Genomic DNA, 23,400 nt, shown 5'->3' with positions numbered 1-23,400 from the left:
GCCACCAACGTCGACGCCGGCTATGTCACCTCCTGCGAACCCCTAGCAGACGAGCCCGACGGACCGCTCGCGTGATGCAAGGAGCGCATGTCAAGCCGCGTGCCAGCCCGGTATATCGCGATCATTTACGCTCAAGCACAACTTTCACCCTGAGCGCGGGCAGCACTTCCCGCTCGACTTTCATCCCAATTTTCATGGCGCCGAGACGGTGATATGAGTCGAGGCCAATCCTTTCGGAAAGGAACGCTACTTCCGGACCGCCACGCCCGGATATTTTGAGGCTAAGTAATTAGTCACAGCATCCCGCCAAGGACGCGATCCGATCGAGCGAAATGGAAACGAAAGATAAACGCCGTGTGACAGCATTGTTAGTGGGTCGGATTGCATCCGATCACCTCTAAATCGGGTTAGCATTCGCATGCGCCATCCGGCTTGCGATACGAGGTGGGTTGGCCCAGGCGTCGAGCTAAGCGAGGGGAAGCGTCATGCCGGAAATTCCGGAAGACCAGTGGACACTCGACGCCTTGTGCGGTCACCTGCAGATGGCGGCTTTTCTCGAAGCGTGGACGATCCCCTACTACATGGCGGCGATGTTCTCGATTGTCGATCGGGCGAACCTGGCCTACCAGCATCTCCAGTCGGTGCTTCACCAGGAGATGCTGCACCTGCAACTGGTCGCCAACGTCGCCAATGCGTACGGCCGCAGCCCATGGCTCAACCCCGCGTGGTTTTCCTACGAGCCCAACGAGGTCCCCTATCTCCAATTCGATTTCACTCCATCGTCGACCCCGACCGCGGTTTCTGACCCCAGAGACGAATACAAACCGCGCAACGCCGCGATCGGGCCGCTCGACAAATCTCGCGTGAACACCATGTGCCTCATCGAGTTCCCGGACTGGTCGACGGGATCCAAACCCGCATACCGCAGCAACATGACCGAGTACGACAGCATCGGCCAGTTCTACGACGCCCTCGAATTCGGCGCGAGGCAGCTGAAGTCAGCCCCGATCGTGGGGGGCCGACGACAGGTCGACATGTTCTCGGCCTTCTACCGCCGGCTGCCCCGCGTGACGGTGGATTCGAGCGGCGAGGCAGGTCTCGCGCAGGTCCTGATGCTGCTGGACGTCATCCGCGACCAAGGTGAGGCGGCGAAGGCCGACGACCCCATCCACCGGCCGAATGAGAACACCGCCGACGACCGGTATCCGACGCTCAGCCACTACGAGAAGTTCCGCCAGATCCGCAAGCACAAGCCTCTTCCCAAGATCTATCCCGACACTGTCCCGGTGACCGACCCCGACAAATACACCACCGCCCAAGGCCACCTCGAGCGGATCCTGATCGACAACTTCGCGGCGTTCGTCACAGCGCTCAACGAGCTGTTCGCCGGCAACCACCCCGACGACTTCGTTCCCCTGATGGTGACGCTCGGCGCCAACATCCTCACCTGCTGGAGAAACGGCGTGACCCCGAAGTTCACCGACACGACCCCGTTGGCGTCCATGCAGTTGGCGTCCCCGCAGTTGGCGTCCCCGCAGTTGGCGTCCATCGATCTGTCAGACAGGAGTTTCTATGACCTCACAGGCCAAAACGGCTCCACAAGCTAAAACGGTCTTCAAGCTTCACCCGGCGATCAACTTCGCCCGCCTGGGAACCAGTAACGACTACTACCTGTCTCCCGAGACGAGCGCCGGGCTGCCCATGCCAGCGGACCCCCATAGCGACGCGGTCGGTGGCCTGCCGATCAACCCTGACACCGAAAAGCCCATCACCAGCGACGATCTGCGCGACCGCGACGGCAACCTGAAACGCCAAGCCGCGCGCTTCCGCATCTTCGCCTACACGATCGAACACCCAGACACCGAAGACACCTACCCCAGCAAGTGGCCCGTCAAGGAGATCGTGAAGGGCGACACGTTGCCCGACGGCCGGCGGGTCAAAGATGTTATCTGGACCGTGCACCTGGCCAACAAGAAAGCCAACGCCTACAACGTGGTCAACGCCCAAGGGGTGAAGGCCTACGCCGAATACAAGGTGAACGCCCGCGGGGAGGAGGTCTACGTCGGCCCCAAGGTTCCGCAACTGCGCAACCCCGAGGAGTACGGCGACGGAACGTCGGTCGACCCGGAGACGCGGGTGAGAAAACTGGTGATCGATCCCGGGCCCCGCGCGATCATGTCCAGCGTGGGTGGCCGGGTCTCGTTCTCGTTCGAGCCGACGGCACCGGTCAGCTATTCCGACGGACATGGCGGCATCAGCGAGCGCAACGATTACCCAAAGTCCTTCCCGCAGCAGTCCTTCCCGGATGACCCCTTGTTCCAACCCAGCGGACCGCTCGACACCCTCGGCGAGCTGACGACCGACGCAAGAGGGCGCCTGCTGGTGCTGCCCGGCAAAGGCCGGACGGCGGCGTGGCACGACGAATACGGGCAGCCGATGCCGCTCACCGGCGATTTGAACAACGGGGGGTGGTTCGACGACGCCGCCGACGGCCCGGTGTCGGCGACGATTCTGTTCGATGACGACGAACACTCACCCGAGGAAGCCGTCGGCGCCTGGGTCGTGTGCACCGACCCCGCCTACGCACCCCAGATTCGCAACGTGGTGTCGGTCTGGGACGACGTCTACGACACCTGGGTGCGCGAGCTCGACCTCCAACCGGAGATCTACAAAATAGCCGCAAAAGGCAGAGAAGGCGCCTACCAAGACGATTACCATCCGTCGTTCGACGCGGACATCTACCCGATCTTCCGCGCTGCCGCCCTGCAGCGGTGGACCGCGAATCTGCCTGAGCTGGCCGTGCGGGCGCACCACGCGGTCGAGCAGATCAAAGCCGACGACAAGGCGGACGAAACAATCATGGCCGGGCTCGCCTACATCCGGGACCCGAACAAGGACGAGCTCGATGTGGGCGTCCCGTTGATGCCGCTGTCGCTGGGTGATGCCGGGCAGGCCTTCCTCACGGTGACCAAAACCCAGTACTTCTTCCTCAAGCAGTGGAGCAAAGACAAGCTCGGCACCGGCACCGGCAGCAAGCTCGGACCGGGCGAATACCTCGACATGGCGGCGCTGAGCAACTGCCTCGGCGGACGCTACGTGCCGGGCATCGAGGTCAGCCACCCGATCCGTCGACCGGAGATGTACCAGACGGATTGGCGGACATCGCGTTGCGGGCCCTTCCGGGTCAAGTACGCATACGACCCCAGTAGATACGAGAAGCTTCAGCTAGACGAGCATGGGAGGCCAAAGCCGGTCCTGACCGTCGGTTGGCTCCCTTTCCGCAAGACCGAGGGGCTAGAGCCCGGCGATATTTCCAAGTTCATGGCGATCCCCTGGCAGACCGACTACAACTCCTGTTCGATCCATCAGACGAAGATCAACACCGCGGGCGTCAACACCACCAACGGTAACGAGCTGACGCTCTACTGGTCGTGGCCGTCGCAGCGGCCCGACGCCGTGTACCCGGCGACAGACGTGGTCGGCGGTGTGCTGCCCGATCAGGTCTGGTCCATTCGCGGCCCGGGCACATTGACCACCGATCCCAAGACGACGGCCACCTTCCAGGATCCGTTGGATTCCGTGCAGAAGTGGGATCGGATCGGCATCGTTTTGCAAGGCACAGCGATCACCGGCGACGACTATCCGGCGGACTTCTACCTCGAGGCGGAAAGCCGCCTACCAACCGCGGGGCAGTCGGTCAATGTGGTGCCCGACTGGCCGTTCAACGCCAACGACCCCTCCGCCGCTGCTGGGTTGAGCTGAGGGGCACCGGATCGCCACCCGGTGTGATGTTCTCGTCATCGGTGGTGGGCCGGCCGGGTTGGCCGTGTCGATCGACCTTCGGCTAAGGACTGGGCTGGACGTCGTCGTCGCCGAAGCCGGTGGCGAGACGGTGGAACGCTTCGGGGAGAGTGTGCCGCCCGACATCCTGCTTGCCCTGGACCGGCTTGGTCTCAGCGACGTCTTTCGTGCCGATGGGCACTGCAGCTGCCCGGGCAGCGTGTCGTTTTGGGGCCGAAACAAGCCCGGGTACAACGATTTCATCCTCAACCCCATCGGGCCGGCGTGGCATATCGATCGTCCCCGATTCGAAGCGATGCTGCGGGCGCGGGCGCGGGAGACGGGAGCGTCGATGTGGACCGCGACGCGGGCTGTTGCTGTGGACGCCGCCGATGACGGGTTCATCGTGACGCTGCGGCACCGCTCGCAGGGCACGCGGCGGGTTCGCGCCGCCTGGGTCGTCGACGCAACCGGCTGTGCTGCCTGGTTTGCCCGCCGGCAGGGCGCGAGACGCTGCACGCACGACCGCATGGTTGCGATCGTGCGCCTCGCGGATATCGGATCGGGGGCATTCACCGCGCAGACCCTCGTCGAGGCGACCGCGCAGGGATGGTGGTACTGCGCGCGACTTCCGCACGATCGCATCGTGACGGTGCTGGTCACCGACCGGCACGCAGCGCGTGGCGCGCGGCTTGCCGACTATGCCCGGTGGCGTGAGCTGCTCGGCTGCACCACGCTGCTGGCGCCGCGCCTGGACGCATGCCGACTCGGTGAGGAGCGTTTCCGCACCTACCCGGTTGCCTCCGCGACGCTCGACAGGGTCGAGGGGGACCGCTGGCTTGCGATCGGCGATGCAGCATCCTCGCTGGATCCGATTGCCGCGCAAGGCATTTTCAAGGCGTTGGCCGACGCTGCCGATGCCACTGAGGTGATCGCTGCCGCAGCCAGCTGCAGCGCGCCGCCTTGGGGTTACACCGAGCGGGTCGCCGCCAGGTTCGAGGACTACCTCGCCAACCGCGCCTACCTCTACGGGCTGGAACGGCGATGGGCAGGCGCGCCATTTTGGCGCCAGCGCACGATGGTCTGACCAGGCAACGTCACACGCGGAGATCGGTTGGGCCAGCCCAGAAACCGGGCGGCCGCACCACCCGCAGGCAGCGGTATGTCCAGGTTCGCGTGAAGGTAGGTCCGGGCTTGCGGCTAGACCCATGGGGCTTCCTGCGTATTGGGCGTCGGACATTTCGGGTCGCAGCGGGCATCCACCACGAACGGTCCCGCCGCTTTGAATGCGCGCTCAAAGGCGGCAGGCAGATCCGCTGGGTCTTTGACTACCACCCCGTCGGCGCCCAGGCTCTTGGCGAATGCCGCCCAATCCACCGTGGGAATCTCGGTCAAACGGAGGGCCTCGGCACTTTGGTGCAGGGCGGCCAAGTAGTTGTTTCCGAGCGCGCTGTTGTTGATCACCAAGATAACCACGGGGACCTGGTAACGGACGGCGGTATGGATCTCCATGCCGTGCATGAGCATGCAGCCGTCACCGGCCACCGCGCAGTGGGGCTGCCCAGGCCGGGCGATCTTGGCGCCGATGGCCATCGGCACGGCGGCCCCCATGGGGGCTGTCGTGGCGAGCAGCACGAATTCATTGGGGTGATAACTCTTCCAGTGGTGGCCGGTGAAGTAGGTGTGCGCGCCGGAGTCCACCGTCACCACGGTGTCTCTGGGCGCGGCTTTGCGCATTTCGGCGATTACTCTGGCAGGATGCATCGGCACCGCGTCGGAGGTCCGGTCCGCCTCGGTGTCGTGGTACGGCGTGTGGCGAATGGCATCGAGCCACGACCGACGGGCCCCCACTGTCGATGTCAGGGAGTCGTGATAGAGCGCACGATGCGTCTTCAGCCATTCCATGAAGGCGCGCGCGTCACCCATGACGAAGAGCTGTTGGTATTCCTTACCGATCACGGTGTTCGGGTTGATGTCGACGCGAACCATCGCCTTACTGGGCACGAAGGCATCCATCCATCCGTGCGTGTTGTGTTCATTTAGCGTGGCTCCCAGCACAATTAACACTTCCGAACCGGCGCCCGTCGTGCTCGATCCCATTACCACCTGGTTTGACCACAGGCTGCCTCCTGAGCCGAAGACGCCCATCGCGAGCGGGTGGTCTTCGGGGATCGCGCCCTTGCCCCGCAGCGTGGTCACCACCGGAATCTGGTAGGCCGAAGCGAAGGATGCGATCTCCTCCCCGGCGTTCGACCACACCACGCCGTTGCCGGCCAGAATCGTGATCCGAGTCGCATGCGACAGAAGGTCCGGTGTCTTGGCTGCCGCATCCGCGTCGAGGATGCGCGGAGCCTGCACGCTGTTTAGGGGTGTGTAGTCGTACGGCAGATTTTGCAGCTGTAGGTCGCGGGGCACGGAGAGAAAGGCCGGGCGATTTTCCACGCCCTTCATTGCCTTGACGGCCTTGTGCAGGAAGGAACCGGCGAGGTCCTTCGAGGGAATTACTTCAGCGAAGCTGGTCATGGCCCACATCAGGTGACGATCCTCAATTGCAGTGCTACTCGAGTCCTGGAATGCGCCTTGTCCCTCCAAGGTGAAAGGGATGTAGCCGGCCAGGATCAACACAGGCGAACGATCCGAATACGCCGCCGCAACAGCGGTGACCATGTTCGTAACGCCGGGACCGCCGATGCCCATCGCCAGACCGAAATTCTTCGTCGCGCGTGCGTAGCCGTCCGCCATGTACACCGCGCCCGCCTCATGGCAGGCCACGATCGGCGTGACCTTCGCCTCGTCGAACTGCGACAGGAAAGGCGCAATTTTGTATCCGGTGACGAGGAAAGCGTGCTCGACGCCTTCATCACGGATCGCCCGTAACACATATCGCGCCACGTTGGGTTCAGTGAAAAGGGATTCATTCATCGAAACTCCTTGTTAGTGAGAACCCTCGCAGCCGACGCCCTCGTGTCGGTGCCTCCATCGCTGAACTAATGCACTTCCAGCCGTGAGTGGGCAAGCGCAAGCGATGCGGCAGTCGGTGGGCTGGCCGTTAGGGCCGCCGCGGCGGGAGATGCGGACCCCGGCAGTATGGAGTCGCCGTCACGCGTTGTGACTTGGAGGTCGTAGGTGGACGGCTCGGCGAGCGCGGCATCGGAAACCGCTGCTATCGCGGGCGTGCCCGAGACCGGGACCTCGATGTAGGTCGTGACGTCCAGATGGGTCTGGCAGTTGGCGCAATACTGCACGTTCCAGCGACTGAGCACCGCCTCGGTTCCCAGGTGGACCCGGCGTCCGTCGACGTTGCCGAAGACCGAAACAAGAAAAGACCCGCGCACCGGGGCTCGGTTGATCCCGGAGACGGCAACGACCCTCGCCGGGGCGCGCGGTGCTGCGACCGCCGCGGCCGCGCCGGCACGGGCCAGTGAACCCGGGCTGTAGGTGTAGCCCAACTGGCGTTCGGTGTCCAGGCAATCCCGTGAGGTAAAAGGCCGACCGTCGTGGCAGAACGGATTGAGCGGGCTGTCTAAGTCGAGCCATGAGTTGGGGGCCACGCCGGGGGTAGCGCCTTGGCCGTCCACCGAATTGGTGCCGGGGTATTCGGCCATGATCTCCACCGGACCGTGTCGTTGCTGCCAGGTCCAGAACACGTAGTCCACGAAGCAGTGGTGGAAAAAGAAGATCGGATCAAACCCGGCTGTGTCGTTTTCACCCATGTCACCGTTGGCGCCCGAGATCGGCGAACTACTGGGTTGACCAGGCACCTCGAATCCGCCCACGGCCAGATGGATGCTGTTGTGCGGCGCTTCGAGTGAGATGACCCTCGGTTCGTGATTGCCGTTCCACTCGGCGGCCGACGTGGTGTTGGAAAAGACTGTGTAGTTGGGAGCCTCAAGGCATTGCCGGTACTTCGCGGCCACCTGTCCCCGATTTGTTCGTTGTCCGTCGATGACGACGTGCCCGGCCAGCCAGTCGCGGACGTTCTCGTTGAGCAGGGTCACGCAATCGTCGTGATCTTGGTAGCGGCTGTTGTGCTTTTCGGTGTTGTCCCTGTCGTTCGGCCCGACCAGACCCGAACGCGGGTAGCGCTGTGTCTCATAGCCTTTGGGCTTGCTGTAGTCGGCGACATCATCGGCGATGTGGTCTGTGATTGCGGCCGTGAGGCGAAACGACCGCAGCGGATTGTCGATGGTCTGCCCGTCAAGTTCCACGTGCTCTCGGGTCAGCGCCCAGGGGACACCGTGGTTGAGGGAATCGTTGCTGGTTTCATCCCAGTAGGGCAGCATGACATCGTTGCATCCCGGCACGCTTTGCAGCGCCTTTTCCAGCATGAACAGGTAGACCCGATGCCAGGTTGGGAACAATACGTTTCCGTGGTGGCAGTAGCCGCCCCAATACAGTGAGCTACCCCAGCCGGCGCCGCGAAACGGTTCGCCGTGGTAACCCGCCAGTTTGAAAAACGACTTCGGGTCATCTGCCGGCAGCTCCTGGATGGCTTTCCAGGACCGCCACAGCTTTTCCAGCGGCTCCTTTTTGCCGGAAATGTAGTCGTCTTGCAGTTCCCAGATCGATCGCCGAACGCGCGGTTGTGCGCCGTTCACTTCGAATCCCCTTTGATGCGGACGGAGTTCTCGACAGGCCCCGCGGAGGATCGCCTGCGGGGGCCTTCCCATTTCACCTCACCGCGTGCCTGACGTCAGTCGTTTAAGCGAGCCGAGTCGGCAAGAATTCGCCTGCCGTTGTCCGTGGAGCCGCCCTTCTCGGGTCCGCCGTCTGCGTGTCGGTCACTTCGCCTGCAGAGTGCTGCGGATTTGGGCGATCCGGCACCGCCTCGGGCGACGTACAACGCCGGGCCCGCCCGGGCAGCGGTTGGCAGGACAACAGGTACCACACTACTCGCACAAGAGACGGTGACCGCCGATACTTTCACTGCAGGACGATCAACCAGTAATGCAACACGCCACGACTCATCCCACCGACGCAGGCGACCCGAAGGAGAGGACGTTGCGATGACAACAGTGGATCCCGGCGCCGCGCCTCCGGTAGGCGACCCGTCAACGCGCCGATCAGCCAATCTCACCCGGCAGGACGCGGCGACGCGGGCAAAAGCCATCGAGGTCGAAAGCTACCAAATTCTCATCGATCTCGCCGACTGCAACGGCGCCTCTAGCACCGACAGCTTCCACACCACCACCACGGTGTCATTCACTGCGCAGCCCGGTGCGCGAACCTTCATCGACATGGTGCTCGGTGCTTCAGGCGCCGTGCGTAGCGCAGTCCTCAACAGCGTCGCGATCGACATCACGGGCTATGACGATAATCAGGGCCTCACGTTGACGGACCTCGCGGTCCACAACAGCCTCGTGGTGGAGGCGGACTACACCTACTCCCATGACGGAGAAGGGTTGTACCGCTTCCAGGATCCCTCCGACAACGAGATTTATCTTTATACGCAGTTTGAAACGGCCGCCGCCAAGAGAGTTTTCGCGTGCTTTGACCAACCCGACCTCAAGGCCAGCTTCGAGCTGACCGTAGTCGCTCCCGAAGCCTGGGTGGTGGTCGCCAATACTCTGGCCGTCGACATCGACGCCGCCGGAAACACCAAGGTGCACAAGTTCGCACCGACCGCCCGAATCAGCACTTACCTCGTCGCCCTCATCGCCGGACCCTACGTTGGCTGGGCTGACAGCTACACCGACAAGCCCGGCGCCATTGAGATTCCGCTGCGCATCTTCTGCCGCAAATCGCTGCGCGACAACATGGACCGCGACGCCGAGCAGCTGTTCGCTTTGACTAAGCGAGGATTCGCCTTCTACCACAGCAACTTTGGCGTCACCTATCCCTTCGGCAAGTACGACCAAGTGTTCTGTCCCGCCTACAACGCCGGCGCCATGGAGAACGTCGCCGCCGTCACGTTCACTGACGACCTGGTCTTCCGCGGCCAGGTCACCCGCTCCCAAAAAGCCAGGCGGGCCGAGACATTGCTGCATGAGATGGCACACATGTGGTTCGGCGACCTGGTCACGATGGAGTGGTGGGATGATCTGTGGCTTAACGAATCGTTTGCCACCTGGGCGTCCAACCTGTGCCTGGCCGAAGCCACCGACTTTGCCGAAGCGTGGACCACATTCGCCAACGTGCAAAAGCCCACGGCCTACCGGCAAGATCAGCTGCCGACAACCCACCCGGTGGCCGACGACGTGCCCAGCCTCGACTTCGTTTACGCCAACTTCGACCCCATTACCTATATCAAGGGCGCCAGCACCCTCAAACAGCTCGTCGCCTACATCGGGCGCGAGCACTTCCTGAGTGGGCTGCGAGACTATTTCACTGCCCACGCCTACGGGAACGCCACGTTGAAGGACCTGCTTGACGCGCTACAGCAAAAAGCCACGGACCGCGATCTGCACGCATGGGCCAAACAATGGCTCAAGACCACCGGGCTGACCACGCTGCGCGCCGACTTCGACGTCAACTCCGGCAATTTCACTCGCTTCGCGGTGAACCAAACCCATGCCCAGCCCGGAGGTAGCGAACCCCGCGCGCAGCGAATCCAGATCGCGCAATATGAGGACGACGGCACCGGCAAGCTTGCCCTCGTCGGCAAACCGATCCCCGTCGATGCGACCGGCGCTCGCACCGAAGTCCCGCAACTACACGGGGTTGCGCGCGGGAAACTCATTCTCGTCAACGACCACGACGACACTTACTGTTCACTGCACCTGGACGCAGGCTCGCTGGACACCGCGTTGAGCCGCATCGGCGACATCGCCGACTCGCTACCCCGAGCCCAAGTTTGGTCCACGATGTGGGAAATGACTCGCAACGGCGCATTGCGGCCGCGCGACTTCGCGGCACTGGTGACATCGACGGTGCACGCCGAACATGAAGTGGCCGTCGTCCAAAATCTGATCCTGCAGACGCAGACCACGCTGGCTTCCTATGCTCAGCCGGCCTGGGCCAGCGCGCAAGGCTGGCCCACGTTCGCTGACAGGCTGCTGGAACTCGCCCGTGGCGCCGAAGCCGGATCCGATGAGCAGCTGGTCTTCATCAACGGGCTCGGCGCAGACCGCCTCAAGGAGCGGCAACGCTCCGGGGTGTTGTTCCCCCGGCACACGGAGGTGTTGTCCGCCTTGCTCGACGTCACCGATCCCAACCAGTTGGGGAAGATCGGCCTGTCAGGTCTTCGGCTGGACGACGACCTTCGCTGGCGCTTCGTGATCGCGCTGGCCACCGCCGGTATCGATGACGCAGACCGGTTCATCGAGGCTCAGTCTCAGAGAGATTCAAGTGATACCGGTCGCCTGAACGCTCTGCAGGCCAGGGCGGCGCAACCTGTGGCCGAGAACAAGGAGAGGGTTTGGCGTCAGGTGCTGGAAACCGAGGACATCAGCAACAGCGATGCCCGCGCCCTCGCCGCCGGATTCGCCGCGCCCGGCCAGGGAGAACTGCTTGCCCCCTACACGGTTCGCTACTTCTACCTCGATTCCCTTGTTGCGGTGTGGAACAACCGACCCGAAGCCGTCGCGTCGACAATCGTCACCGGCCTCTACCCGACGTGGGACATCAGCCAGGATGGCATCGACGCCGCCAAGGCCTTTTTGGCGCGGTCTGATGTGCCGGCCCCGCTGAGTCGACTGATTCGCGAACAGCAAGCCGACGTGGTGCGCGCCGTTGCGGTCCGCGCAGTCGACACTCAGCCCTGACGGCACAAGCTAAGGGCGCCAAGTCAATCGGACACAAACAACCGGGAGTAGCTATGACCGACGTTATCAGTGATGACGACCGCGGCGGCGCCGGAAAACCCGAAAGGGTGGACGGCCCGTCCCGCCCGTCTTACCTGTCATCGTTCCGCGGCGTCGTCAGCCCAGACGCGGACACAGGGCAACCGGGCCGTTGGGAGCGGCCATACTCGCTGGGCGACAACGGCTTAACACCGGATCAGCGCGACGAAACAATCGCATCCTACCGCCAGTACATCGAGCGGCAAGGGGGTTCCTTCCTCGGCTATCAGGCCAACCAGCACGCCGAATACTCCCAGCAGCTGGCGTGGATGCTTGACCATCATGTCAACAACCTCGGAGATCCGTTCACCGAAGGAAACTTCACCGTGAACAGTAAGGAGTTCGAGCGCGACGTGTTGGACTATTTCGCGCGACTGTGGCGCGCCAAGACCCCGCACAGCCCAGACGATGGCGAGTCGTACTGGGGATACCTGCTCAGCATGGGGTCGACCGAAGCAAACCTCTACGGATTATGGAACGCTCGCGACTATCTCAAGGGCCGTGCGCTCGTCCTCGACCCGACCGATCCGACCCGATTGCTCTGGGTCTCGGCGATCGCGGCGTCTCCGGTGGACAGCGCGGATGTGACAGAAGGGGAAGTCGGCCAACAGAACGGCACAGACACCGGTACCCAATGCACACCCGTCGCGTTCTACTCGGCCGACACGCACTACTCGCTGACCAAAGTGGTGCGGGTACTAGGTATCCCAACGTTCGCTCAGCTCGGTAAAAGCCTGTACGCCGATCAATGTCCGTTCGGGGGGCCATGGCCGGACGAAGTACCGTCGGTCGACGGCGACAGCGGACCCGGCTCTATCGACGTGGACAAGTTGTGCGCGCTAGTGGACTTCTTCGCCGCCCGCGGGTATCCCGCACTGATCAGTCTGAACGCCGGTACCACTTTCAAGGGGGCCTATGACCCCGTCGGCGACATCGAGCCGCGCATTGTCCAGATCATGCGCAATCACGGTATGTACGAACGCGTTCTGCACTTGCCCGATGGCACGCCGCACGGTAAAACCGTTAGGCGCCACGGGTTTTGGATCCACGTTGACGGCGCCCTGGGCGCAGCGTACCTGCCCTACTTGCGCATGGCGAAGCAAGCTGGCGGCCACCGGGTGGCGAACCTGCCGCCGATCCCCAACTTCGACTTCGCCATCGAGCACGTGTTCTCCATCTCGATGAGTGGACATAAATGGATCGGGGCTCCATGGCCGTGCGGCGTCTATATGACCAAGACCAAATATCAACTCCAGCCACCCGATATACCCGTATACATTGGCAGCCCGGACACAACCTTCGCCGGATCACGCAACGGATTCTCCGCGGTGCTGCTGTGGGAACACCTGGCACGCTACTCGCAAGCCGATCAGGTGGACCGGGCGCTGGAAGCCCTGCAAGTCGCCGACTATGCCGTCCAAGAGTTGACCGCTCTCGCCAACAAACTCGACAGGGATCTGCACGTCGCTCGCACCCCGCTGGCGCTGACGGTCCGCTTCCTCAAGCCCGCCGACTCGCTGGTCTTCAAATACTCGCTCTCCACCGAGACATACCAAAGCGATAGCAGCCTCGACTATGCCCACCTGTTCGTGATGCCAGGCGTCAACAAGGAATTGATCGACAAGTTAATCGACGACCTCAGCGAGGACGGGGCTTTCCTTCCGGCGCAAACGATTCCGCGCGCAGCGGTAGCCGCCGTAGCGGTCAGCTTCGCCTCCGATCTGCCGACCACCGCCGCGCCCATGCTGGGCACTGCGGTGCCAGTGGTCGGCCGCGGATTCCAGTGAGCCCTCCCAGCAGAGATAGCGGCGATCGGTAGTTAGTCGGTCCCCTCGTGATCGTCGAGTCGTCGTTGCAAAAGGCGTCGCCGCGCAGCAGCGCAGGCGAGAGTCCATTAATCGGTGTCCGGAATGCTGGCTTGCTGCGGATAGCAGATCGGCTGGTAGGGATCGCGGTGCCAATCGTATTCGGCCGAAATCGCTGCGATTTCGGCGACTGCTCGGCCGGCCAGCCGCGATACCAGATAGAAGCCGAGATCGGTGCCGGCAGAGACTCCTGCAGAAGAGACATATCTGCCGGCATCGACCCATCGCGCCACGTTGTCCCAGAGCACGCGCGGGCCGTGCTGGGCCACCCACGCGAATGCGCCATGGTTCGTCGCGGCGGGCAAGCCATCCAAGAAGCCACACTTCGCCAGAACGGCGGCACCTACGCATACCGACGCCATAATGTGCACTTTGTCGTCCATGGCACGCATCCAGTCCAGCAGCGCCGCGACCCCTTCAATATCCGCCTCGGCGTTAAGCAACGGCCAGACACCTCCGCCACCTGGCACCATGAGGACATCGAGCGGCTCCTTGAGCGCCCGCGCGAAGTCCCAGTCCGGCATGACCGAGGGCCCGTTGATGCTTTTCACCGTCGCAACCTGCTTAGCAATCAGCACGGTCTCGAATGGGTACGGCGGTTCGGCGGCATAGCCTTGGCCAAGGAAGCGTGCGATGGAAAAGGCTTCGGCAAATCCAAACACGTCGATCGGCTCGAAACCGTCAAAGACCAAGATGCCGACCCTCTGGGTCGCAGGACGCTCTCGGCTAGTCGTCGTCATCCGATTTCCTTCCGCTGCGATCGGCATGCGACGCGGATCCGGATGCGCCTCGCCGCAGTTGGGGCGTTCGCCAGATGTCCTCTCGAATTGCATCCCGATGAGGACATTAACGTAAGGCGTCGCTCATCAGGCTCCCGGCCTTACTCGATTTTGCGGTGCGGCCACCGACTTGTCGGGCACAATCCTCCTATGACAACAGTCAGAGCTGCCTGGCCAGAAAGCCTGGAGCCACGGTATCGAGCAGCGTGTACCGCCCGACTTTGTGGAGATCTGAGGCTGCGATCCCGTTTTCTGGCGGACCGCAAATGTCCCAAGTCTGCCGAGATTTCAACAGCGCGCCGAAACAAATGGGGAATGGAGAGTCGGTCTTGTCATGAGCGATCAAGAATTCGAACGTAGTCCCCAACCTTTCTTTTCGGGCGAAACGACCAAAAAGTCCGTAGCCGAGATCGTCAAGCGCCAGCACATCATTGTGTATTGTGGAGCGGGCGTAACGATCGACAGGACGGGCCTGGGCTGGAAGAAGTTGATATCATCGGCACTCCGTCCCACGAAGCCGGAGAACCGAGACGACCTTTACATCAGCGAAGCTGACATTGAAGCGTTGCCGCAACTGATAGATGCGCAGAGGCTTGCAACTATCCTTACTGGCTACTGCGAAGTGCGATATCCGAAACAACTTGAGTGTCGATCGAAAATTCACAATTGGCTACGAAATGAACTGTACGAACAAAGTGGGTGGCAGAGTGGCGCTCTAGCAACGAATATCGCGCGTTATGCAGTTGCCGCAACCAGCATCGGGTCTCAAGTGACTCTTATCACCACAAATTATGATATATACCTAGAAAAAGAGATCCAAAAAGAGCTTAGTCGCATTAGGACTCGCACGAAACCCGCTCCATCGTACAAGAAGCACGTCTTGGGGCCTCGCGTGCCAAATAGCTATCCGTCGGCCGACATCAACCTTGTGTACTTGCACGGGAGACTGCCCGAGTCGGCTTCGCCCCAAGGTACGATCGTCGTTGACGAATTGGACTATGCGGAGACGCGTAGCCGGACAGTAGAAGTCCTACTTCGATATCTACGGTTAGCAGATTCTGCACTAGTCATCGTAGGTGCAAGCCTCACCGATCCACCACTAATCGAGGCCCTCGCGCTTGATGCAGATAACAAGCGGAAGGGCGCTCAGTATCGTGTGTACCTTACCCCTATTTCATCCTTCGGTATATCCGGAGTCGATGGAGACACAATGGCGAGATTAATTGAGCATATTGGTTCTCGCTGTGTGCGCCTCGGCCTTGACAAGATGCTGCCTGTGGATTTCAAATTCCAAACCGCCCAGTTCTTTGAAGAGTTGGCCGTTTGTACGGTCAATGGCGCAAGGGAGTACTTGAAAGCAGACTCCAAATTTGCCTACGACCAACGTCTGCTTCGCTGGTGGGAAAGCTGGAGCGTCGAGGCGGCGACGGCAGAAAATACCATCGGGGTGCATAGAAACCTGCGTAAGAAAGTTCGAGATATTGCGGCTGACTATCGCAATGCGCGAAACGACGAGTCATTTAAATTAGAGATTTGGGCCCGCGACGATGTACGGAATAAGCGCCAACTGAAAATTTGGGCCTCGTCGATGGGCATACCGATGGACCGGACCACCATGAAGCGTGCGGACCTCGCCGTCAATTCAAGCCGCGCAACTGTCCGGTCATTCACCGAAGGGCGCGTGATGCACCTCGGAGCGGCCGAGCTGGGCTTATCGAAGGACTCCTACTGGCAGTCATTCCTGGCGGTGCCTATCTACCTTGACCGAGACGACATGCGCCTCTTCGCCGGGGCGATCACGCTGGTGTCGTCGTGCGCGAAAGATCAGACCGCGTTACCGAACAATGACGTAGGCAAGATGCAGAACCTCGTCAAGGATCTAACAGATCTCGGAGAGAGGGCGCTCGACGTCCAGCTAACCTAGCTCCGCTTGCTTCGTTTGGCTGCACTTCGTTTAGCGAGCAGCTTCGCACCGCGCTCAGCGTCCCGTATCGCGCGTTCGCGCTTAATAGCCTCAAGCCGTTTCGCTGATTCCTGTGCGGATTCATCAATTGAGCGCGGTGTGTAGTCTTCGTCGGCCTGGATAGCATCGAGCAGAAGGGCCTCAGCGGACGGAGTCGTCATCGTTGTATCGATCCCTTCAAGTTGGTTCGGCGGGAGGCGGCCCAGCTCGGCAAGCTCGGGCGGTCTGTTGCTATTTAATGACCTGGCTATATTCAGTTGTTCCATCCATTTAATTAGAGCATCTAACTGGCATTTATGTCAAGATTACGGTTTGCTAGAGAGGTTCACCCAGGGATTGTCGTCGACGCCCGAAGGGGAACGAACCGGCGCCAGAACGATGATCGGTCCCTCTCTCTAGCCGGGGCTACCAATACAATACCCCCTTGCTTGACGAGTGTTTCGACAACCGGACTTTTGCCTGGTACTAAGTACAACACGAGCCAGCCGTGCTCGACTCCGCCCTGTTGTGTCATGTCGGTCACGTACCGGGGCGCTCACGCGCGTTGTTGTGACAACCCATCGTTTCAGGCCTCCGTCCCGATCTAGGTCCGTGGGACCATAGGTTGTGACCGAAGGTTTGCTGCCTGGAGTGCAAGGGGCAGGCAATCCCTGGTCGCCGTACTCTGGGTCCGCCGCCGCTAGTCCCGATCAGTCCGAAACATGCCTTCACCATGTACGCGTGCATCGACAACCTGCTGCCACCCGCAACAGGATCGCCGAGTGAACCCCTGACCGCTAATCATGGGAAAGGCGACCCGGACGCGTAGTTTTAGCACATCCGTTCGGCGACGCCGACCGGCGGGAGCGAAGGCGCCCCGCCGGTCGACAGCACTGGCACTAACCTGAACAAAAACGGCGTGACCGCAAATTTGAGTTTTTGCCGTCTGACCACACTCGCGGACAAATCATCCTCTATGGCGAGTGCCGAAACACGACCGACCACCATCATGACCCTGGCGCCGCGCTTGATATCACCGCTCAGTTGACTAACCGGTGAGTCCAGTCGAGGGATACGTTCTGAGGTGTCGGCCATTGGGTTCTGACGGTACGGGCGTGACATAGAAGCGCATCTCGTCATGATGACGGCCTGACGTGAAGTCCGCCGGGTCAGTTATGCGGCCCTTGTGCATGAGCACCGAGTTGGGTCATCCCGGTGAATCGCGGAGATCGATGCTGGCAGCGGTCATGGTGGTGACTGGTTCGCGCAAGGCTCGCTTGCCTACACTTCGCTTATGCAGCCGACGTTGCGTGTCGACACTGCGGGTGTGCAGGCGATGGCCACTCGCTGGGATGCTGCGGTGGGCGAACTAACCAGCACGGCAGCGCCAGCGGGGGTGGGGTTGTCGTGTCAGGTCAGCGCGTCCGCCGTCAATGCCGCCCACGCTGATGTCGCAGCGTTCACCGCCGGCCTGGCCGCTCGGGTGGGTACACGCGTCAGTGGGGTCACCGCGGCCGATGCTGGCTATCTCGCCAACGAAGCTGAGTCGGCCGCCGAGGCTGCTGCGGTGGCTCCGTCGGTGACCAGCGTGTAGCCATGACCGCGGTCGCGGGAGTTCCCGCCCTCTCAGCGCTGCTGTCCTGGCCCACCGACCATCTCACCGAAGCAGCCGCTCACTGGGACAGTGTGAGTGAACGCAGCTACGGGGTGGCCCAACGGGTTTGGCGAGATTCCATGTCGGTCGATTGGAGCGGCGAAGCCGCCGAAAAGTTGCGCTCCGCGACACATGCCGACCTTCAAACGACCAGCGCAGCAGTCGACCAGCTACAGGCAGCGGCCCGCGTCGCGCGCAGCGGGGCCTCAGATCTCTATGCGGCCCGCTCCCGCGTGCGATACGCCGTCGAAGACGCCCGCGCCGCCGGATTCGAAGTGGGCGAAGACCTTTCGGTCACCGATCGCATGACCGGCGGATCGGCCGCGCAGCGGACCGCCCGGCAAGCTCAAGCGCAAGCGTTCGCCGCCGACATCCGTCAACGCGCTGCACAGCTTGTCGGCCTCGACCAACAAGTCGCCGGCAAAATCACCGCCGCCGTAGCCGGAATCCGCGACACCTTCCCGCAAAACCCGTCCTTCGGCAGCCCCCCGAAGGACAACCATGTGCACGCCGTGGACAACCACTGGAAGCAAGACCCGCCCCCGCCGGGACCATACGACCCGAATCCTCGCTACCCCGGACGGAACGGTCTCGGCCAATACAGCGACGGCAACACCGGCAGCGCCGATGGCGCGGCAGCAGCAGAAAAGGCGCTCCAGGACGAAGAAGCTGCAACGGGTAGGCAACTGCTCAGGCAGCAAATCAGAGTGACCGTTATCGATCCTCAGACGGGACAGCCAATTTATCGTTATTACGACGCCCTCGAGCCCGTCCCCGGCCACCCCGGCGAGTACACCGGGATCGAAGTGAAGTCCGGCACTGCCTCCCTTTCCCCAAATCAGCGGGTCTTCGACGGTCAAGTTTCGCCGCAAAACCCGGCGAAGGGCACGTTGAACGGCCAACCCGTCGAAGTCATCGGCACCCGCGAACTGCGGGCCCCGCAGTTCGCACCCGAGCCGCTGCCAAGGGTCGGAGAGCCTCTGCCGCCCCGCGTGCCGGAACCGCCGCCTCCACCTGTCGCGCCGCGACCCGTTGCGCCGCCGCCTCCACCTGTGGTGGCGCCCAGACCTAGTTCCGGCGGCTTCGGCGGAGGTGGCGGCGGAGGGGCTGGGATCCCCGGACTCGGAATCGGTGGCCAGCACGTACCGACGGAGGTGCCGGACTAACGGGACGGCCGAATCTGTTCGCTTCAGCGTCACCCAGTCATGGCAATGCCTCGCGCCGTCCTAGGGCAGACGACGTCGGCGCAGCCCTATACGATGTGTTCGTGGCGGTCGCTACCCATGTCATGCAGTACGGCAACGGCAACGTCGTCGTTTTTGACAGCCACGCTGACGTCGGCGAGTTCGGCACACGGCTGAGCCGTCTCAACGGTAGTGATCGATTCGCGCTGGTGCTGTGGGCCTTGGGACCGGGGATGGACTACGACCAGTCCGTGGCCGCGGGTCGCAATAGGGAATACATTCAGGCGGCCGGACGCGCTGACACGCTGACGGTCGAGATCTGCAAGGCGGGCGGGTCGCAGTGGGGGGTCGACTGGGTGCGCTATGTCGTTGGCCATCCCCACGACGAGGGCGATGCCTCTCTTGACGTTCCGATCGTTTTGCCGCGCAGCACCGAAATGCGCAGTCGTCACGAGATTTTCGAGGCCGATGAAGCCGCCGAACTGTTTTACAATTACTACAAGACCGCTGACATCCCCTCGAACTACACGCTGCGTCCCGAGCAAGGGTTTACCCGCGACGGCGGCAACATCGACCTCCGCGACCAAGCTCCGCGATCCTGAACCTGGTAGTTCCCGCGTGGGCCATGCGGGCAGAACCCTAGGGGCTTCAACCCTGACCATCTGCCGTCGTTGCGGCGGGCTGTGCTCCGCACTTGGCCGCTGCCTAAACCTGCGCCGCCGCCGACTAACTCCGCTGTCCCGCTAGGTCTTTCGTGCAATGAGATAGGCGTGCGGGGTGGATTCGAACCCGTCGTCATCGGGTTGGCGCACCAGTTGGGCATAGACACGAAATCCTGCACACACCAGCCAATCTTCAACGTCTTGAGGTCGACGACGAAAAAATGTGCTTCATCAATCATTTTCGCAGACAAGTCAATCCCGAACGCTTCAACACCAAGGCGGTCTAACAAGGCAGTCGGCACTCCGCTGCCGCACCCCACGTCGACGACGCGCTTGTTCTCGCCTTTCGCGAGCAAGCCAGCAAACGCACCCACCATCGCCAGATCGATCGGCTTATCGTCAAGATGATGACGGAACCGCTCAGCGTACGCAGTAGCTGTGCGGTCATAACCGTCGCGCGATAGAGCCACAAAATCGTGTTCCTCCATGCACCGCATTCTTCCCGGTACGATTGTGGTTCCGTGGAGTTCGGATGGTGTTGCGCGGTTGGCGGATACGTCGTTAGAGGGTCTCGCGGGTCGCAGCGAGGGGCCCGCCGGCGTCGCCGGTGTTCGCTGTCCCCATCGGCTCGATGAGCACGGCGTGAACCTCCCCCTCATGGGCGATCGGACAATGTTCGACCCGGCGCGGAACAACGAACAGTTGACCCGGTTCAAGCACAATATTGCGGTCTCGGAGTTGGATCGTCAGCCGGCCCGACAGAACGAGGAAAAGCTCGTCGGTGTCCTGGTGGCTATGCCAGACGAATTCGCCTTGAATCTTGACGACCTTGATCTCGTAATCATTCAGTTGCGCAACGGTCTTTGGCGACCAGTACTCGGACAACAGGTTCAGTTTCTCGGCCAGGTCGACGCGGGTGTTGGTCATGCGGTAAGTATGCCCACGCCGTAGTGCTAGCTGCCCCGCCCAAACGCGTCAACGATATTCGTACCTACCTCATCACCGATATCAGCCGTGCGATCTGCGACGACGCCGCACTACCGGTCGTCGATGCCGACCGGCTCGCTGAGATCGCCGTTGACGCCATGATCGAGTCCGCACGCAAGATACAAATTCGGATAACCTGACTGAGTGGCTGTCGTGACAGCGCCGCGTCACAGCCGCCCGTACGTACGCGTCACAGAGCCTGTCGAGTGAGCTGAGCCTCCGATCTGTGCTCGTCTCCGCGTAGATACTTGGTTTCCAGGCGATTGATGTGGCTCTGCGCTTGGTGGACATCTCGTCGCAGCGCTGCAGCCTCCATTTTGGAGCCGTGGTGTTCTAGCCAGACAAGTCGTCGGTTCATCTTGCCCAGCTAATCGCATAGCGCCCGGACCAGTTCCATGGCCTGGGCGGCATCGTGTTCAGCCATCAGAGGAATCGTTGCACCTGCGGGACGATTTGTGAACCGGAGGGCGAATACGGAGTGAAACGCAGAGATGCACGGACCGCTCCGTGGATGCACGTCTGACTTCGCTTCGATTGGACGACAAACGCATTCGTGCAAATCAAGTAGTCGACTACGCATGCCTATGAGTTGGCGCACGGAGCACACTTTCGCCATCACCACTCTTAGGGAGGCCAACAATGAACGATGATGCTTCGGGGCATGTGATGCTCGGTCCGACGTCCCAACATGCAGCGGGCGCTGATTTCACAGATGCAAATGGTCGGCGCTGGATCGCGGTGGAGGAGATCAAGCCTAAGGAAGTCAACATCGCGGAGATGGAGCAGCAGCGGCGAATCGTCGAGGCGGACCGCCAGTCGCCACCGCCAGACCCGCGGACCATGAGCCGAGACGAATTGGCCGAGAAACTGCAGCCTCGGCGACTCGTGGGGACGTATGAGTACCAGCTAGAGGAACCGGATTACGTTGTCGCGGATCTCATTCTGGCGATGGATGAGGTTCCTAATACGTCAGGGTCGTGGGGAGGCAAGAGCGCCTTCGCGAGACCGTATTTTGTCGTCGGTCCAGACGATCGACGACGGGTTGACAATCCGCGGTTTTTTCCCGGATCGGCGAACGCCTACCTATCGCAGGGCTGTACAGCAACGATGATCGGTCCGAGCACGGCGTTGTGCGCCGCGCACTGCTTCTACAACGACGGCTGGATCACGTCCGCCAGCATTATCTTCGGCGCCGACACGGTGGCGCCAACTGCTCCTTTCGGCAGCTTCCTCGCCGACAGTCTCACGCTCCCCGGGGCGTGGAATAAACAGGGGCCCTGGAACAGCGGCGACTGGAGTTGGGACTTCGCCGTTTTGGAGTTCAGCCCATCGAGGCCGCGCCTTGGCGACCAGACTGGCTGGTTCGGGACTGGCCAGAAGTTCGACGGTTCGAAGACGTGCATCGGTTATCCAAGCGACAAACCGGTTCCTTCGCCGTGGGTCAAAGGCGGAAGCTTCACCGGCACCTCCTTTGGCACTCGGTACCAGCACGATCTTGACATCATTCCCGGCGATAGTGGCGCCGGTATCTACGACAATGGTGACAACCGCTGCAACGCAATCCAGTCGACGCAGTGGATGACATCGACGCCTTTCCGTGTCTGGAATGAGGGGCGGCAATGGGATACCACCACGTACAACTTCTTCCATACTTACGGAAATTGGCCGCGTGTCTAAATCGCCGCCGGGAGCGTCACAATCGCTCATGCGCTCACCGAGCGGCGAATCCCCGTTACCGAGTCCGCATGACCTGTCGCCGTCGTTTTGAGCCATGTTTATGCGAGCTGAGGGATTGAATGGGTGGATGTGCAGAGTCTTACGAACTCCGCCCTAGCAGAGTTTGCTCGACAGCGTCAAATGAAACAGCACGTGAAATTTCGGTAGGTTTGTGGCAAATCGGCTCCCTGGAGTGCGGAGATAGTCATAGCGGCTGCTACCGGCTTCGATAGCACCGCGACAGCCACCCATCATCACTGCACGGCTAAAGGGGATGGTCGTGAACAGCCGATTTGCTCGCAGCGTGGATTTCGAAGCATTGTCGCTAAGGGATCTGGCCGATGCGCGTGACGCCTACCACGTCCATCTAGCCAACCTGACCAACGTGGTGGGAACGGCATTGGGGCGGTACCTCATTCGCCGCGACGATCCTCGGTTCACCGACCCCGGTGCCGGGAGCCCGTCGTGGTCGAAGAAGCCACGAACCCTCGCCAACAGCGCGATCACTAAATGGTCGTGGCCATGCGTGCTGGTCTTTGTACGGGAGTGGATGGTCGATCCACCGGGCGTTGACGGGATCGATCAGGTGATACCCAACCGGTTGTATTTGCCCGATGGGCGTCAGGTTCCGACGTGCGTGGTGCAGACGCCATTGGCTGGCGGCACCGGTCGCCAACCACAGCTGCGGTTCGGATCAATCACCAAGGGGCCCGGGTTGCCATTGTTCGCCGATGAGCAGGGACGGCGACGGATGGGCACGATCGGGGCGCTGGTCACCGACGGTTCGCGTGTCTACGCGTTGACGTCGCGCCACGTTCTGGGACCTGCCCGGTCGATGGTGACCGTCGCGCAACAGGGCCGCACGGTACCGATCGGTCGTGTCGCCAGCGTGGCAACGCGCCGGTCACTGCAGAGTCTGTATCCGGGCATCGCAGCCACCCGCGCCGAGCTCGACGTGGACGCCGGGCTGGTGGAACTGGACTCGGTCGACGGTTGGACTAGCCAGCTGTATGGGCTCGGTGTGATAGCGACCTGATCGACCTGAACGTC

The 23,400-nt window shown here is 61.9% G+C and carries 19 protein-coding genes; 12 read left to right on the top strand and 7 right to left on the bottom strand.

Features of this window, described 5'->3' with window-relative positions; translation table 11 throughout:
* Window positions 1-485 precede the first annotated feature (485 nt).
* From LMQ14_RS20065 to LMQ14_RS20055, 3 genes are all read left to right on the top strand, one after another.
* Complete coding sequence (locus LMQ14_RS20065) at window positions 486-1,607, top strand: ferritin-like domain-containing protein (protein ID WP_267731266.1); 1,122 nt, start codon at window positions 486-488, stop codon at window positions 1,605-1,607.
* The gene (locus LMQ14_RS20060) at window positions 1,573-3,762 is read left to right on the top strand and encodes a LodA/GoxA family CTQ-dependent oxidase (protein ID WP_267731265.1); all 2,190 of its coding nucleotides are present in this window, start codon (window positions 1,573-1,575) and stop codon (window positions 3,760-3,762) included. Before LMQ14_RS20065 ends, LMQ14_RS20060 begins: the two co-directional genes overlap by 35 nt.
* A 64-nt stretch (window positions 3,763-3,826) precedes the next feature.
* Window positions 3,827-4,867 (top strand): NAD(P)/FAD-dependent oxidoreductase, encoded by a 1,041-nt coding sequence (locus tag LMQ14_RS20055; protein WP_267731264.1) that lies wholly within the window; start codon window positions 3,827-3,829, stop codon window positions 4,865-4,867.
* Between the two features lie 113 nt (window positions 4,868-4,980).
* Here LMQ14_RS20055 and LMQ14_RS20050 read toward each other — a convergent pair whose 3' ends face one another.
* Together LMQ14_RS20050 and LMQ14_RS20045 are read right to left on the bottom strand one after the other, a co-directional pair.
* On the bottom strand, window positions 4,981-6,702 hold the full coding sequence (locus LMQ14_RS20050; protein ID WP_267731263.1) for a thiamine pyrophosphate-binding protein: 1,722 nt from the start codon (window positions 6,700-6,702) through the stop codon (window positions 4,981-4,983).
* Between the two features lie 65 nt (window positions 6,703-6,767).
* On the bottom strand, window positions 6,768-8,378 hold the full coding sequence (locus tag LMQ14_RS20045) for a tyrosinase family protein (RefSeq protein WP_267731262.1): 1,611 nt from the start codon (window positions 8,376-8,378) through the stop codon (window positions 6,768-6,770).
* Window positions 8,379-8,786: 408 nt separating this feature from the next.
* Here LMQ14_RS20045 and pepN point away from each other — a divergent pair, with 408 nt between their 5' ends.
* Complete coding sequence (pepN, locus tag LMQ14_RS20040) at window positions 8,787-11,483, top strand: aminopeptidase N (RefSeq protein WP_267731261.1); 2,697 nt, start codon at window positions 8,787-8,789, stop codon at window positions 11,481-11,483.
* Window positions 11,484-11,536: 53 nt separating this feature from the next.
* Window positions 11,537-13,348 (top strand): pyridoxal-dependent decarboxylase, encoded by a 1,812-nt coding sequence (locus tag LMQ14_RS20035; RefSeq protein WP_267731260.1) that lies wholly within the window; start codon window positions 11,537-11,539, stop codon window positions 13,346-13,348.
* A 107-nt stretch (window positions 13,349-13,455) separates the two neighbouring features.
* On the opposite strand, the gene LMQ14_RS20030 is transcribed toward LMQ14_RS20035, so the two are convergent.
* Window positions 13,456-14,118, bottom strand: a complete 663-nt coding sequence (locus tag LMQ14_RS20030) for a DJ-1/PfpI family protein (protein ID WP_267731259.1) — start codon at window positions 14,116-14,118, stop codon at window positions 13,456-13,458.
* A gap of 421 nt (window positions 14,119-14,539) precedes the next feature.
* Here LMQ14_RS20030 and LMQ14_RS20025 point away from each other — a divergent pair, with 421 nt between their 5' ends.
* Window positions 14,540-16,129, top strand: a complete 1,590-nt coding sequence (locus LMQ14_RS20025) for an SIR2 family protein (RefSeq protein WP_267731258.1) — start codon at window positions 14,540-14,542, stop codon at window positions 16,127-16,129.
* On the opposite strand, the gene LMQ14_RS20020 is transcribed toward LMQ14_RS20025, so the two are convergent.
* Entirely contained in the window at window positions 16,126-16,434 is a 309-nt protein-coding gene (locus LMQ14_RS20020) for a hypothetical protein (RefSeq protein WP_267731257.1), read from the bottom strand. The two genes, LMQ14_RS20025 and LMQ14_RS20020, sit on opposite strands and share 4 nt — an antisense overlap.
* Before the next feature lie 544 nt (window positions 16,435-16,978).
* Window positions 16,979-17,242 carry a hypothetical protein gene (locus LMQ14_RS20015; protein WP_267731256.1) on the bottom strand — a complete coding sequence of 88 codons (264 nt, stop codon included), beginning with the start codon at window positions 17,240-17,242 and terminating at the stop codon, window positions 16,979-16,981.
* A 199-nt stretch (window positions 17,243-17,441) separates the two neighbouring features.
* Here LMQ14_RS20015 and LMQ14_RS20010 point away from each other — a divergent pair, with 199 nt between their 5' ends.
* The 3 genes from LMQ14_RS20010 (at window position 17,442) to LMQ14_RS20000 (ending at window position 19,587) form a co-directional block, all read left to right on the top strand.
* A complete protein-coding gene (locus LMQ14_RS20010) occupies window positions 17,442-17,741 on the top strand; it encodes a hypothetical protein (protein WP_267731255.1) in 300 nt (99 codons plus the stop codon).
* 2 nt (window positions 17,742-17,743) lie between these two features.
* A complete protein-coding gene (locus tag LMQ14_RS20005; protein ID WP_267731254.1) occupies window positions 17,744-18,967 on the top strand; it encodes a hypothetical protein in 1,224 nt (407 codons plus the stop codon).
* Window positions 18,968-19,068: 101 nt separating this feature from the next.
* Window positions 19,069-19,587 (top strand): hypothetical protein, encoded by a 519-nt coding sequence (locus LMQ14_RS20000; RefSeq protein ID WP_267731253.1) that lies wholly within the window; start codon window positions 19,069-19,071, stop codon window positions 19,585-19,587.
* Here LMQ14_RS20000 and LMQ14_RS28175 read toward each other — a convergent pair.
* Window positions 19,509-20,024: a class I SAM-dependent methyltransferase gene (locus tag LMQ14_RS28175; RefSeq protein ID WP_324291139.1), complete on the bottom strand. Its 516-nt coding sequence runs from the start codon at window positions 20,022-20,024 to the stop codon at window positions 19,509-19,511. The genes LMQ14_RS20000 and LMQ14_RS28175 overlap by 79 nt on opposite strands.
* 184 nt (window positions 20,025-20,208) lie before the next feature.
* Window positions 20,209-20,574, bottom strand: coding sequence for a cupin domain-containing protein (locus LMQ14_RS19995; protein WP_267731252.1), 366 nt, complete (start codon window positions 20,572-20,574; stop codon window positions 20,209-20,211).
* 23 nt (window positions 20,575-20,597) lie between these two features.
* Between LMQ14_RS19995 and LMQ14_RS19990 the strand changes: the two genes are divergently transcribed.
* From LMQ14_RS19990 to LMQ14_RS19980, 3 genes are all read left to right on the top strand, one after another.
* Window positions 20,598-20,774 carry a hypothetical protein gene (locus tag LMQ14_RS19990; protein WP_267731251.1) on the top strand — a complete coding sequence of 59 codons (177 nt, stop codon included), beginning with the start codon at window positions 20,598-20,600 and terminating at the stop codon, window positions 20,772-20,774.
* Window positions 20,775-21,273: 499 nt separating this feature from the next.
* Complete coding sequence (locus LMQ14_RS19985) at window positions 21,274-22,311, top strand: trypsin-like serine peptidase (protein WP_267731250.1); 1,038 nt, start codon at window positions 21,274-21,276, stop codon at window positions 22,309-22,311.
* Between the two features lie 343 nt (window positions 22,312-22,654).
* Entirely contained in the window at window positions 22,655-23,386 is a 732-nt protein-coding gene (locus LMQ14_RS19980; protein ID WP_267731249.1) for a hypothetical protein, read from the top strand.
* Window positions 23,387-23,400: the final 14 nt, after the last annotated feature.

Origin of the sequence: Mycobacterium sp. Aquia_213 (genome assembly GCF_026625985.1) — a bacterium.
Lineage (GTDB): Bacteria > Actinomycetota > Actinomycetes > Mycobacteriales > Mycobacteriaceae > Mycobacterium.
The sequence above is the reverse complement of the archived record's forward strand: the minus strand, read 5'-3'. Positions and strand labels throughout refer to the sequence as shown.

What these genes read in the sequence shown, in the direction of transcription:
- LMQ14_RS20065 (WP_267731266.1), top strand. Translation starts at nt 486, where the DNA reads ATGCCGGAAATTCCGGAAGACCAGTGGACACTCGACGCCTTGTGCGGT.
- LMQ14_RS19995 (WP_267731252.1), bottom strand. Translation starts at nt 20,574, where the DNA reads ATGACCAACACCCGCGTCGACCTGGCCGAGAAACTGAACCTGTTGTCC.
- pepN (WP_267731261.1), top strand. Translation starts at nt 8,787, where the DNA reads ATGACAACAGTGGATCCCGGCGCCGCGCCTCCGGTAGGCGACCCGTCA.
- LMQ14_RS20060 (WP_267731265.1), top strand. Translation starts at nt 1,573, where the DNA reads ATGACCTCACAGGCCAAAACGGCTCCACAAGCTAAAACGGTCTTCAAG.
- LMQ14_RS20025 (WP_267731258.1), top strand. Translation starts at nt 14,540, where the DNA reads ATGAGCGATCAAGAATTCGAACGTAGTCCCCAACCTTTCTTTTCGGGC.
- LMQ14_RS28175 (WP_324291139.1), bottom strand. Translation starts at nt 20,024, where the DNA reads ATGGTGGGTGCGTTTGCTGGCTTGCTCGCGAAAGGCGAGAACAAGCGC.
- LMQ14_RS20035 (WP_267731260.1), top strand. Translation starts at nt 11,537, where the DNA reads ATGACCGACGTTATCAGTGATGACGACCGCGGCGGCGCCGGAAAACCC.
- LMQ14_RS19985 (WP_267731250.1), top strand. Translation starts at nt 21,274, where the DNA reads ATGAACGATGATGCTTCGGGGCATGTGATGCTCGGTCCGACGTCCCAA.
- LMQ14_RS20015 (WP_267731256.1), bottom strand. Translation starts at nt 17,242, where the DNA reads ATGGCCGACACCTCAGAACGTATCCCTCGACTGGACTCACCGGTTAGT.
- LMQ14_RS20005 (WP_267731254.1), top strand. Translation starts at nt 17,744, where the DNA reads ATGACCGCGGTCGCGGGAGTTCCCGCCCTCTCAGCGCTGCTGTCCTGG.
- LMQ14_RS20010 (WP_267731255.1), top strand. Translation starts at nt 17,442, where the DNA reads ATGCAGCCGACGTTGCGTGTCGACACTGCGGGTGTGCAGGCGATGGCC.
- LMQ14_RS20050 (WP_267731263.1), bottom strand. Translation starts at nt 6,702, where the DNA reads ATGAATGAATCCCTTTTCACTGAACCCAACGTGGCGCGATATGTGTTA.
- LMQ14_RS20020 (WP_267731257.1), bottom strand. Translation starts at nt 16,434, where the DNA reads ATGGAACAACTGAATATAGCCAGGTCATTAAATAGCAACAGACCGCCC.